At 67.9% G+C, this 12,093-nt stretch carries 11 protein-coding genes and 2 tRNA genes; 7 read left to right on the top strand and 6 right to left on the bottom strand.

The genetic code is table 11. The annotated features are described in order from the left end of the window. Positions 1 to 201 precede the first annotated feature (201 nt). From I2487_RS03795 to I2487_RS03785, 3 genes are all read left to right on the top strand, one after another. Positions 202 to 278, top strand: a tRNA-Pro gene (locus I2487_RS03795). A gap of 204 nt (positions 279 to 482) precedes the next feature. Continuing rightward, positions 483 to 1,175, top strand: a complete 693-nt coding sequence (locus I2487_RS03790) for a hypothetical protein (protein WP_207170040.1) — start codon at positions 483 to 485, stop codon at positions 1,173 to 1,175. A gap of 86 nt (positions 1,176 to 1,261) precedes the next feature. Further along, on the top strand, positions 1,262 to 1,834 hold the full coding sequence (locus I2487_RS03785; RefSeq protein WP_207170039.1) for a TetR/AcrR family transcriptional regulator: 573 nt from the start codon (positions 1,262 to 1,264) through the stop codon (positions 1,832 to 1,834). On the opposite strand, the gene aceB is transcribed toward I2487_RS03785, so the two are convergent. Continuing rightward, positions 1,824 to 3,425 carry a malate synthase A gene (gene aceB / locus I2487_RS03780; RefSeq protein WP_207170038.1) on the bottom strand — a complete coding sequence of 534 codons (1,602 nt, stop codon included), beginning with the start codon at positions 3,423 to 3,425 and terminating at the stop codon, positions 1,824 to 1,826. The genes I2487_RS03785 and aceB overlap by 11 nt on opposite strands. Before the next feature lie 110 nt (positions 3,426 to 3,535). On the opposite strand from aceB, the gene I2487_RS03775 reads away from it, so the two are divergent. Beyond that, on the top strand, positions 3,536 to 4,318 hold the full coding sequence (locus I2487_RS03775; RefSeq protein ID WP_207170037.1) for an IclR family transcriptional regulator: 783 nt from the start codon (positions 3,536 to 3,538) through the stop codon (positions 4,316 to 4,318). On the opposite strand, the gene I2487_RS03770 is transcribed toward I2487_RS03775, so the two are convergent. From I2487_RS03770 to I2487_RS03760, 3 genes are read right to left on the bottom strand one after another with little or no spacing between them, the layout of a single operon-like run. Beyond that, the gene (locus I2487_RS03770) at positions 4,299 to 5,570 is read right to left on the bottom strand and encodes a DUF4032 domain-containing protein (RefSeq protein ID WP_207170036.1); all 1,272 of its coding nucleotides are present in this window, start codon (positions 5,568 to 5,570) and stop codon (positions 4,299 to 4,301) included. The genes I2487_RS03775 and I2487_RS03770 overlap by 20 nt on opposite strands. A 9-nt stretch (positions 5,571 to 5,579) precedes the next feature. After that, complete coding sequence (gene otsB / locus I2487_RS03765) at positions 5,580 to 6,389, bottom strand: trehalose-phosphatase (RefSeq protein ID WP_207170035.1); 810 nt, start codon at positions 6,387 to 6,389, stop codon at positions 5,580 to 5,582. A gap of 2 nt (positions 6,390 to 6,391) precedes the next feature. Further along, entirely contained in the window at positions 6,392 to 7,927 is a 1,536-nt protein-coding gene (locus tag I2487_RS03760; protein ID WP_345941328.1) for an alpha,alpha-trehalose-phosphate synthase (UDP-forming), read from the bottom strand. Between the two features lie 210 nt (positions 7,928 to 8,137). Between I2487_RS03760 and I2487_RS03755 the strand changes: the two genes are divergently transcribed. The 3 genes from I2487_RS03755 (at position 8,138) to I2487_RS03745 (ending at position 10,882) form a co-directional block, all read left to right on the top strand. Continuing rightward, a complete protein-coding gene (locus I2487_RS03755) occupies positions 8,138 to 8,989 on the top strand; it encodes a DsbA family protein (protein WP_207170033.1) in 852 nt (283 codons plus the stop codon). Positions 8,990 to 9,042: 53 nt separating this feature from the next. After that, positions 9,043 to 9,115: transfer RNA gene (locus I2487_RS03750), tRNA-Thr, on the top strand. A 72-nt stretch (positions 9,116 to 9,187) separates the two neighbouring features. After that, on the top strand, positions 9,188 to 10,882 hold the full coding sequence (locus I2487_RS03745; protein WP_345941327.1) for an MDR family MFS transporter: 1,695 nt from the start codon (positions 9,188 to 9,190) through the stop codon (positions 10,880 to 10,882). A gap of 157 nt (positions 10,883 to 11,039) precedes the next feature. Here I2487_RS03745 and I2487_RS03740 read toward each other — a convergent pair whose 3' ends face one another. Continuing rightward, positions 11,040 to 11,345 carry an AzlD domain-containing protein gene (locus tag I2487_RS03740; RefSeq protein ID WP_207170032.1) on the bottom strand — a complete coding sequence of 102 codons (306 nt, stop codon included), beginning with the start codon at positions 11,343 to 11,345 and terminating at the stop codon, positions 11,040 to 11,042. After that, the gene (locus I2487_RS03735) at positions 11,342 to 12,052 is read right to left on the bottom strand and encodes an AzlC family ABC transporter permease (RefSeq protein WP_345941326.1); all 711 of its coding nucleotides are present in this window, start codon (positions 12,050 to 12,052) and stop codon (positions 11,342 to 11,344) included. Before I2487_RS03735 ends, I2487_RS03740 begins: the two co-directional genes overlap by 4 nt. Positions 12,053 to 12,093: the final 41 nt, after the last annotated feature.

The following is a 12,093-nucleotide window of genomic DNA, read 5'->3' as shown; positions in this document are numbered from 1 at the left end:
TGGTACTGCACACTGGAGTGTGTGGGAGAGTAGGTCGCCGCCGGACACTATTTGGTAGAGAGGGTTCAAGCCCGGTCCCTGTGTGGGACCGGGCTTGACCTGTATCCAGAGCACTTTCGCAGCTTTTGCTCGTGGGTGGAGTTCCTGGATAGGATGAACTTCTGCGCGGTAGAGGCCAGCGGCCTCCACAACGCAGAACCACGGGGTGTGGCGCAGCTTGGTAGCGCGCGTCGTTCGGGACGACGAGGTCGCAGGTTCAAATCCTGTCACCCCGACCAAAGAGGCATCAGGGCCGCTGACACTGCAGCAATGTAGTGTCAGCGGCCCTTTGTCGTATGCCCTTCATGAGCGTCCCAGCCTCGTGTCCCAGACGGCAGTATTCCCCGATCTCTGCCCTGCCTCTCCGGGTTCGTTTCGCTGCCCGAGCGTTCAACCCTTACCTGACCCCTCGTCCAGAGTCTGCCCATCCGCGCCATATATCCTTGGACGATACCCAGCAGCATGAGCAGGAGGTCGTCATCGGCTCTGAACTCTCGCGTGGTGAGCACCAGGGCGCCGACGCCCTGCGCCGCACGCACCTCGCCCTGCCTCTGCTCGCCTTCCTGCTGGGGTTCGGCCTGATGCTGCTCATCATGCTGCCCAACCTCTGGGCGCTTCTCGCGGGCACGATAGTCGGAGGTGCCGCCGCGGCGGGCACCTACGGGGCCGTGGTCGGGCGTGCGCAGAGCCGTCTGCGTCTTTCCGAGCGGCTCGATAACGATCGGGAGCGGATGAACGCCGAACTGGCGGAGATCAGTGCCACGGTGCGGAACCGGTCCGCGCAGCTGCCGCCCTCGACCCAGGGACAGCTGCGGATGATGGTGGTCGGACTCGAAGAGATCGTGGACCGATGGGACTCCCTGTCCCGCTATCCCGAACACCAGGATGCGGTGAACCGGACCATCCACCGGCACCTCCCGCGCACCCTGGAGCTGTTCCTGGGGCTGCCCGACAGCGAGAAGCCACGCCACGCGGCGGAGTTCAAGGCCCAGATCGGCCTGTTGGCCGAAGGGGTCGCCAAGACGCGTGACACTCTTGTCTCGAAGAACCTGCAGGCGCTGCAGACCAATCGGTGGCTCATCGAGGAGTCCACGACAGACCCGGATGAGAAGCTCTTCCGGGACAACGGCCTGTAGCCCAGCCCCGGATCGGCCCCTCCTGCGCAGCACCGATGTCGTGCCCGCGATTCTCCCGCCCCTGATCCCGTGAGGACCTGACACCCTTGGCACTCTCCCTGGAGCTGATCACCACGACTGCACGGTCGCTGCTGGTCCAGTACGGTCTCCAGGACGTCTCGATGCGTCGGCTGGCCAAGGAGCTCGACGTCGCCCCAGGAGCCCTGTACTACCACGTGCCCAGCAAACAGGAGCTCCTGCGCAGTGTGGCCCATGAGATCCTCTCGCCGCTGCAGCAGGAGCCCGGCGATGCGCTGGAGCTGATGCTGCGCTTCCGAGAGCTGGTGCTGCCGCTGCGTGACGTGGGTGATCTGCTCCTGCTGGCCTACGCCTTGGACGAGAGCCTGCCGCCGGCGCGACTGCTGCCTGAGCGCCTGATCGCCGCGGGTTGGCCGCAGAGCTCGGCGGAGGAGACCTCTGCGGTGGTGATGCGCTTCGCCCTGGGTGCTGTGGCGACCGAGCAGAATCAGGCCCTGCTGCAAGGCCCGGCCGCGACGCCCCGGCAGGTCCAGAACGCGCAACAGGCCCCACACGCGCAACAGGCCCCACACGCGCAACAGGCCACGGCGGCAGAACGAATCTACCGCCGTGGCCTGCAGAAGCTGCTGATCAGGGCATGAGCTCATAGGCCGGCAGGGTGAGGAAGTCGACGTACTCCTCATCCAGGACCAGCGCGCGCACGATCCCGGCCGCAGGCTCGAAGAACTTCGAGAAGGCCTCGGCATCCTCGATCTCTCCGCGCAGCCGCTCGATCTCTTCATCGAGCAGCCGGGAGACCAGCTCTGCGGTCACGGTGACCCCGGTATCGGCGGTGACGGTGCCGTTGTGGATCTGCTGCCAGACCTGGGAGCGCGAGATCTCGGCGGTCGCGGCATCCTCCATCAGGTTATGGATCGCCACGGCACCGTTGCCGGAGAGCCAGATGGCGGTGTAGTAGACCGCCACGTAGAGGTTCATCCGCACCCCGGCCTCGGTCACATCTCCCTCGGCGGCGGCGACGTCGAGCAGATCTGCGGCGGAGACGTCCACGTCCTCGCGCTGCCGGCCGAGCTGGTTCGGCCGGTCCTTCAGCACCGCGTCAAACTCCTCACGGCAGAGCTCGACCAGGTCCGGATGGGCGACCCATGAACCGTCGAACCCGTCGGCAGCTTCCCTCGACTTGTCATCGCGGACCTTCTCGATGGCCTGCGCGGTGACCTCGGGTTCACGCCGGTTGGGGATGAACGCCGCCATCCCGCCCATGGCGAAGGCGCCGCGCTTGTGGCAGGTCTTGACCAGCAGCTCGGTGTAGGAGCGCATGAAGGGCTGGGTCATGGAGACCTGCGCGCGGTCTGGCAGCACGAACTGCTCACCCGAGGCCCGGAAATACTTGATCAGCGAGAACAGGTAGTCCCAGCGTCCGGCGTTGAGACCGGAGGCGTGGTCGCGGAGCTCATAGAGGATCTCCTCCATGTGGAACGCGGCGGGCAGCGTCTCGATCAGGACCGTGGCGCGGACCGTGCCGTGGGGGATCCCGAGCTTCTCCTCGGCGAAGCTGAAGACCTCGTCCCAGAGCCGAGCCTCCTTATAGTGCTCCAGCTTGGGCAGGTAGTAGAACGGTCCGCGGCCCTGCTCGGTGAGGGTCTTCGCATTGTGGAAGAAGTGCAGCCCGAAGTCGACCAGGGCGCCGATGGCCGGAGTCCCGTCGAGCTGGAGGTGCTTCTCCGGCAGGTGCCAGCCGCGTGGGCGCACCACCACGGTGGGGGTCTCGAGGTCCTCGCGCAGCCGATACTGCTTGCCCTCGGGGGAGGTGAACTCCAGAGTCCCGGAGGCGGCGCCGGCCAGGTTGCGCTGGGCATCGATCACGTTGAACCAGTTCGGGGCCAACGCGTCCTCCAGGCAGGCCAGCCAGACCTTGGCGCCGGAGTTCAACGCGTTGATCGCCATCTTGGCCGGGGCCGCCGGGCCGGTGATCTCCACCCGGCGATCCTGCAGCGCGGCGGGGTGCTCCGCGACCGACCAGTCGGAGTCCCGCACCTGCGCGGTCTCGGCGGGGAAGTCCACGGTGCCGGAGCTCGCGGCTGCCGCCTGCGCGGTGCGCCGATCCTCCAGCAGCTCATTCCGGGTGCCGGCGAACCGGGTGTGGAGCTCCTCCAGGAAGGCCAGCGCCTCCTCGGTGAGGATCGCCTCGCTGCCCGGGACCTCGTAGGGGGCGTGGATGCTGATGCTCATGCGCTGCTCCTTTGCAGGGATGACGAACGTGGACGCTGGAGAACCCTCGGAAGCCGAAGACTATGCCTTGGTGCTCTCGCTCACACCATTCTTGGCATAGAGTTCGCATCATGGAAGCCAATGTCCGCGATGCGGACTCCCAGCGGGTGCAGGTGGTGGAACGCGCCTTCAACCTGCTCACCGTGCTGGCCGGCCTCGGCGGGTGCGCCACGGCCGGGGAGCTCAAGGCCGCCACCGGCCTGGCCGGACCTACGGTGCACCGGCTGCTGCACACCCTCACGGGCCTCGGGGTGGTGCACCAGCTCAGCGATCGGCGATACGCCCTGGGGGCGAACCTGGTGCCGCTGGGGGAGTCTGCCACCCGGCAGCTGGGCGGACCCGCCGTGCCGCAGATGCAGGCGCTGGTGACCGAGCTGGGGGAGAGCGTGAACCTGGCGGCCATGGAGTCGGAGATGATCGTCTACATCGGCCAGGTGCCCTCGCCGCATACGATGCGGATGTTCACCGAGGTCGGACGCCGGGCGCACCTGCACTCCACCGGGGTCGGCAAGGCGCTGCTGGCCGGGATGGACCCGGTGCGGGTGCGCGAGATCCTCGCCGCCACCGGGATGCCCTCGCTGACCGAGAAGACCCTGACCCGCCCGGAGGCGCTGCTGGAGCAGCTGCCGCGGATCGCCGCGCAGGGCTACGCCCTCGACGACGAGGAGCAGGAGATGGGGGTGCGCTGTCTCGCCGTCGTCGTCCCACACGGACCCTCGCCCATGGGACTCTCGGTGTCTGGGCCGACGGGGCGGATGCATGACGGCTTCGTCCGGCATGCGGTGCCGCTGATGCGCCGCACCGCGGTGGAGATCGGGCGGCGGATGAGCCGGCTCAGCCCTCGCCGCGGTTGAGCCGGTCCAGCTGATCGATCACGTCCCCGGGGGGATCGATCATCAGGGTCGCCTCATCGCGCAGGCCCTTGAGCTCCTCCTCGATGAAGGAGGGAAGAGCCTGTTCCAGGCCGATGTCGCGGTGCTCCCGCTCGGAGAGCCGCCAGCGGTGATCGATCAGCTGGTGCATGATCTCCGCCGGTTCGAGCTTATTGCGCAGCTCCTTGGGGATCTGGGAGATCAGCGGCTGGAAGACCTGCTGGGTCCACATATGGGCCGCCACCGCCTCGTCGCCATGCGGATCGGTCTGGGCCCGGTAGGCGTCGATCGCGCCGAGCAGCCGCCGCGCCTGGTTCTCCTGCACGTCGAGTCCGGTGAGGTTCATCAGACGCCGCTGGTGGTGACCGGGGTCGACCACCTTCGGGCGCAGCAGCAGCTTGGAGTCCTCACGCATGGTGCGGATGTCGTACTCCTCGACGTCGAAGCCGAGCTCGTTGAGCCGTCGGATCCGCTCCTCGATGAGCCACTGCTGGTCCGGGTTGAAGGCGGTGTCCCCGGTGAGCTCCTGCCACAGCCCCCGGTAGGCGTCGATGAACTGGTGCGAGGTCGCGATCGGGTCCACGTCCTCATCGACCATGCCACCCTCCATGAGGTCCATCAGCTCTCCGGCGATGTTCACCTGGGCCACGTCCAGGTCATACTCGCGCTGGCCGGTGGAGAGCTTCGGGTGGATCTCACCGGTCTCGGCGTCCACGAGGTAGGCGGCGAAGGCGCCGGCGTCACGCCGGAAGAGCGTGTTGGACAGCGAGACGTCGCCCCAGTAGAAGCCGATCAGGTGCAGCTCCACCATGAGCAGCGCCTGGGCGTGGATCAGCCGCAGCAGCGTCTCCTTGCGCATCATCTGGTTGAACACCGCGCGGTAGGGCAGCGAGAAGCGCAGGTGCCGGGTGACCAGGGCCGGAGAGAGCTCCTCACCCTCCGGGGTGGTGCGCCCGGTGACCTCGGCCACGGGCTTCACGCAGGGGGCGCCGAGCTTGCCCAGCTGACGCAGCATCCGGTACTCGTGCCGGGCTGCCCGCTCGGAGGTCTCCTTGACCGCGATCACCGATCCGCCCAGGTAGGCGAACCGCACGATGTGCCGCGAGATGCCGCGCGGCAGGGCGGCGATGACATCTTCGGGCCATTCCTCCAGCGGCAGGTGCCAGGGCAGATCCAAGAGCTCCTGAGGGATGGTTCCTGAGGCGGTGAGTCCGAGACCGGGGATCGTCGTCATGAGCAGTCCTTAGGAGGTCGGGCGGGTTTCCGAGTGGGCGGCGCTGCGCTGCTGCGCGATGAGGCGCAGCACACCGGCGAGATCCTTCGGCTCAGCGATCCGGTGGCCGGCGGCGGTCTCGCCCTCGCCCACCTTGATCCCGAGATCTTCACCGTGAAGGACCGCGAAGCCGTGTTCATCGGTGACGTCGTCGCCGGCGAAGAGCACCGCATCCGGGGAGGTGTGCTCGCGCAGATCGGTGATCCCCTCGCCCTTGGTGGCCAGGACGACGACGGACTCCAGCACCTTCTTGCCGTTCTTCAGATAGGCGCCGTCGACCAGCGACAACGCTGCCCGGCCGTGTTCGAGGACCCGTTCACCCAGCTCATCTCCCTCGACGTTGCGCACATGCAGCGCGGCACCGGCGGGCTTGTGCTCCACCCAGGCGCCTGGGGCGTCGGCGGCCACCTCTTCCAGGGTGGAGATGATCTGTCCGCGAGCCAGGGTCTCGGTGGTGCTCAGCTCCAGACCAGGGGCATCTGCGCCGAGGTCCTTCTCGGCACCGTGGGAGCCGATGAGCAGCGCGCCCTGCGGCGGCTGCGCCAGCTCACGCAGCGACTCCAGGGAGCGCCCGGAGACGTAGGCCACCTCGACTCCGTCGAGGTCGGCCAGGGCGGCGATGGCCGCGGCGTTCTCCGGGACCGGCCGCGCGTCGGCGGCATTCGAGACCAGTTCGGCCACACACCCGTCGAAGTCCAGGGCGATCAGAATCCGCCGGTGATCGGCGAAGCGCTCCAGGGCGCGGCGCAGGGCCTCATCCATCTCCAGTGGCGATTCCATGCTCAGCCCTTCACACTCGGGGACCCGGTGAGCTCACCCAGCCGGTCCAGGAAGTCGGTGGCCCAACGGCGGACGTCGTGGTGGACCACCTGACGGCGCAGATTCTCCATCCGAGCGCTGGCGTCATGACTGTCCATGGTGGTCGCGCGCAGGATGGCGGCCTTGAGCTCGTCCACGTCATGCGGGTTGATCAGCAGCGCCTGACGCAGCTGATCGGCGGCGCCGGTGAACTCGGAGAGCACCAGCACGCCGTCGTCGCCGCGCCGCGCCGCCACGTATTCCTTCGCCACCAGGTTCATGCCGTCGCGCAGAGCGGTCACCAGCATCACGTCGGCCGCCATGTAGAGCGCGACCATCTCTTCGATCGGATAGGAGTGGTGGAGGTAGCGGATGGCCGGGTGTGAGAGCGTGTCGAACTCCCCGCTGATCCGGCCCACCGTGCGTTCGATCTCCTCCTTGAGCAGCCGGTAGCTCTCCACTCCTTCGCGGGAGGGGCTCGCCACCTGCACCATGCAGACCTGGCCCACGGTCAGCGAGCCGTTCTGGAGCAGCTCCTCGTAGGCCTTCATGCGGTGCCGGATGCCCTTGGTGTAGTCCAGCCGGTCCACACCGAGCAGCACGGTGTCCGGGTTGCCCAGCTCCTCCCGGATCTTCTGGGAACGGGCGATGATGTCCTCGCGCTTGGCCAGCGCGGTGATGGTGGCGGTGTCGATGGAGATCGGGAACTCCTTGGCCTCCACCAGGCGGGCGGCTCCGCTGGGCGGGGCGCTGTTGACCCGCACCGCGGTGCCGCGGTCGGCGTCGGCGTTGAAGCCGACCAGTGGGGAGCCGTGATCCGGTGCCTGGGTCTGCAGCGGCACGTGGATCATCGCGTCCTCCACGTAGTAGCCCATCCGGTTGTGCACCGCCCGGCGGAAGTTGGAGGCGTCGGAGGCGCGCTGGAAGCCGATCAGGTCCGCTCCGAGCAGCCCGCGCAGCACCGAGTGGCGCCAGGGCAGCTGTGCGAACAGGCCCGGGGGAGGGAAGGGGATGTGGTTGAAGAACCCGATGGTCAGATCTGGACGCAGGTCCCGCAGCATCGCGGGCACCAGCTGCAGCTGGTAGTCCTGGACCCAGACGGTGGCCGCATGGGCGGCGACCTCTGCCGCGTGCTCGGCGAAGCGCTGATTGACCCGGCGGTAGGCCTCGAACCAGTGCCGGTGGAAGTCCGGACGGGCGATCACGTCGTGATAGAGCGGCCAGAGCGTGCCGTTGGAGAACCCTTCGTAATAATCCTCGATGTCATCGCTGCTCAACGGGACCGGGACCAGGTGCATATCGCCGTGGTCGAAGGGCTCCAAGACGTCATCGGCGGCGCCGTGCCAGCCGACCCAGGCGCCCTCGGAGCTTTCCATCAGGGGGGCGAGTGCTGTGACCAGGCCGCCGGGGGAGCGTTCCCAGCCGGTGGTCCCGTCCTCGTTCGTGACGTGGTTGACCGCCAGACGGTTGGCCACCACCACGAAGTCATAGCCGTTGCCGTTCTCGGTATTCTCTGGCACGTGACACACCTTTCATGCGTAGCTGCAGACACCCCCTGGCGACAGCGATGCCGTCGTCATGAGCCTATACCCTGGCATCGCGCTCAAGCCTGACCCTGTATCTTGAGCACTGCCGCTCTCGATCACGGCACCATCACGACCCCAGCCACACCGCGATCATGGTCTGCGAATCCCACCAGACGTGATCCAGATCAGTCACCGGAGAACACCATGGCTCGCAGCTCAGATTCCCCCCGCAGCGCCAATGCGCGTGAACAGGCCCGCAAGATGCAGCAGGAGCAGGAGCGCAAGCAGAAGCTCACCTCGGTGCTGCTGCGCGTGGGCGTCGTCGTGGTGGCCCTCGCCGTCGTCGTGGGGCTGACCCTCTTCGTGCTCAACCGCGATGACTCCGGTGCGGCGCCCAGCGAGGGCCCGGCACCGGCCGCGGCCAATGAGCAGGGCGGGATCGTGCTGACCTCCTCCACAGAGCTCGCTGAGGGTGACGAGCTCGGGCAGATCGATGCCTCGAATGTGGAGGACCCCGAGTCCGAGCTTCCCCCCGGCGTCGCCGAGCGTGAAGCAGGCGAGGTGCCGCACATCATCATCTACTCCGATGCCTACTGCATCCACTGTGCGAACTTCGAGGCCGAGCACTCCGCGCAGATGGACGAATGGCTCGAGGAGGGTCTCATCACCTTGGAGTACCGCTCGGTCTCCTACCTGGGCTCCTCCACGAACTACCCGGCCCGGGCGGCCAACGCCTTCGCCTGCATGGCCGAGGAGTCCCCGGAGAGCTACAGCGGCTACGTCGCCCAGGTCACCGCGAACCGGGTCAACAACGACGAGATGTCCAACGACCAGCTCACCGAGCTGGCCAGCGAGACCTTCGACGCCGACCTCGGTGAGTGCATCGAGGACGGCACCTACCGCGCCTTCGCCAGCTACACCACCCGGCACGCCCAGGCCGCCGGAATCGAGGGAACGCCGAGCGTGTACGTGGACGAGGTCTCCTGGGCCGACTCCGAGCGTCCGTTCCGCGAACTGGTCGAGGAGCACATCGAGGAATACCAGTCCGAGAGCTGACGTTGAGGAACTGATACCATCGGTGACTGGCACCCCGCCCTGCGGAGTGCCGTGCCTCCTTAGCTCAGCTGGTAGAGCAGCTGTCTTGTAAACAGCAGGTCGTCGGTTCGAACCCGGCAGGGGGCTCTGAAAACCCCAGAGTGGTATCACCCCAGTGGTGAACCGCTCTGGGGTTCTTTCGTGTTCTATGGAGGATCTGTGCCCGCTTCACCCAATAACGTCTCACCGCAGGTGAAGGCCCAGAGCGCCCGGCCGGCGCGCGAGGACGGCAAGCTGCCTTCGGCCGACAAGCTCACCATCGGTGCGCTGCTGGTCTCCACCTTCGTGATGATCCTCAACGAGACCCTGATGAACGTGGCGCTGCAGCCGCTGATGGTCGAGTTCCAGGTCACCGAGCCGACCATCCAGTGGCTCACCACAGCCTTCATGCTCACCCTCGCCACGGTGATCCCGATCACCGGCTTCCTGATGCAGCGCTACAGCCTGCGTGCGGTCTTCACCGCGGCCATGGGCCTGTTCATCCTCGGCACCGCGCTCGCCGCAGCCGCCCCAGGATTCGAGGTCCTGCTCGCAGGCCGGGTGGTCCAGGCCAGCGGCACCGCGATCATGCTGCCGCTGATGATGACCACCGTGCTCACCCTGGTGCCGCTGCACCGCCGTGGAGTGGTCATGGGCAACATCTCGATCGTGATCTCGGTGGCTCCGGCCACCGGGCCGGCGCTCTCGGGGCTGATCCTGCATCTGGCCGACTGGCGCTGGCTGTTCCTGATGATCCTTCCCATCGCGGTGATCGCCCTTTTCCTGGGCCGGCCGCGGCTGAACAAGGATCCCGGCACGGTCGGCAAGCGGCTCTCGATCCCCTCGCTGCTGCTTGCGGTTCCCGGCTTCGGCGGCGTGGTCTACGGCATCAGCCAGATCGGCGGCGGACACGGGACCCAGGAGGTCTCCGCAGACGCAGCGCCCGGCGTGGACCCGGTGGCCATCGCCGTGCTGATCATCGGTGTGCTGTGTCTGATCGGCTTCGGACTGCTGCAGGTGAAGCTGCAGAAGACCGACTCCGCCCTGCTGAATCTCAAGCCCTTCGCCTTCACCATGTACACCCGGGCCCTGGGCATGATGCTGCTGATGATGATCGCGCTCTTCGGTGCGCTGATCCTGCTGCCGCTGTTCCTGCAGACCATCCGCGGCCTGGACACGCTGCAGACCGGCCTGATCATGCTGCCCGGCGGACTGCTGATGGCACTGATGGCTCCCTTCGTGGGGCGCCTCTACGACCGGGTCGGGCCGAAGCCGCTGGTGATCCCTGGCGCCTCGATCCTGATCATCGCGCTGTTCTGCATGAGCCTGCTCTCACCGACCACCCCTGTGGGGATGGTGCTCGGTCTGCACCTGCTGCTCTCCTCCGGGCTTGCGCTGCTGTTCACCCCGGCCTTCACCACGGCGCTGAACCCGTTGCCCAAGGCGCTGTACTCTCACGGCACCGCGGCGCTGAACACCCTGCAGCAGCTCGCCGCAGCCATCGGCACGGCCGCGCTGGTCGCCGCCGTCGGTCTGGGCACCGCCGCGGCAGTGAACTCGGGGATGAACCCCGAGGACGCCGCCGTCGAAGGCTTCCGGGTCGCGTTCCGGCTGGCCGCGGCGCTGAGCATCGGCACGCTGATCCTGGCCACGACCCTGCGAGCCACCCCTGCTGCCGACCCCGCTGCAGACCCTGCTGCGGAGGCCGACGCCGAAGCCGAGGTCACGGCCTCGGTCTCCGGCGGAACCACCCCGGCCGCTGCGGACGCTGATGGCAACGGGAGTGCCCAGACCAACTCCGAGGCCGTCGTCCCGGAGGCTGCGGACACCGATGTCGAGGATCGCGCACAGGCGGGTTCGAGCACCTCCTCCTGACTACCCCGTCCTGAGCACGCTCGCCTGAGCGCCGAGGGCTGATCGCCCCGACCCCGGTGAGCCCCGTTCGGTCCGCAGATGCGGACCGACCGAGGCTCGCCCTGTCTGGACCCGCAGGGGCTGCGCCTGGGACGGCTTCACCGGTGACCCTTCCGAGTCACCCCAGGGCGCGGATTCCGGCGGCGGCGCCGGCCCCGACCAGCACCACCAGGATGAACGGGGCGCGCAGCAGCAGCGCCAGCGCCGCTGCCAGCAGCGCGCCGAGCCGGGCGTCTATGGTCACCGACGCTTCGGCGGAGAAGGTGTTCATCGCCACCAGGGCGGCGAGCAGGCCGATGGTGAGCATCGCCGAGACCCGCCCCACGGCGGGATGGACCAGCCAGCTCTGTGGCACCAGGTAGCCCAACAGCTTGGTGGCGTAGACCGCGGCGCAGGCCGCCAGCACCCAGAACCACAGGCTCATGCGCGGGCCCCCTTGGACGCGAGTCCCCACGCCACAGCCACGACGGCGGCTGCAAGCACCGGGATCCCAGGCGCCAGCAGGGGCATCGTGACCGTGGTGACCAGTGCGGCCAGGACCGCCAGCGCCCAGGCGTCGAGCGACTTCAGCCGCGGCCACAGCAGCCCCAGGAACGCGGCGACGACGGCGCCGTCGAGCCCCAGCGCCTCGGGCTCGGCGATCACGTCACCGAGCAGCGCGCCCAGCACCGTGGCGAGGTTCCAGAAGAGGTAACAGGCGATGCCGGCGCCCCAGAAGCCTCGACGTCGCTCCACCGGATCCGGGGCCGACATCGCCACCGCCGCGGACTCATCGATGGTCAGCTGTGCCGCGGCGAGCCGTTTGAACCCCCGCGGGTTCAGCAGCGCCTTCATCTGCACCGCGTAGATGGTGTTGCGCCCGCTGAGCAGTGCCGCCGCACCCAGTGCCGCCGCTCCGGTGCCGCCCGAGGCCAGGATGCCGATGAAGGCGAACTGGGAGGCGCCGCTGAAGAGCAGCGCCGAGAGCGCCACTGTCTGCCACAGCGTCATGCCCGCCGCCGTGGAGAGCGCCCCGAAGGACACCCCGTAGAGCGAGATCGCGGTGGCGATGGACAGCCCGGTCCGCAGAGCAGGGGAGCGGCGCAGCGGCACGGGCGCAGCAGGGGTCATCGGCGGGGGCGGGGCTGGCACGCCACACAGTCTAAGGAATAGTGCGCTCGCGCAGACGTTGT

Source organism: Nesterenkonia sp. E16_10 (assembly GCF_017347085.1).
Lineage (GTDB): Bacteria > Actinomycetota > Actinomycetes > Actinomycetales > Micrococcaceae > Nesterenkonia.
The sequence above is the reverse complement of the archived record's forward strand: the minus strand, read 5'-3'. Positions and strand labels throughout refer to the sequence as shown.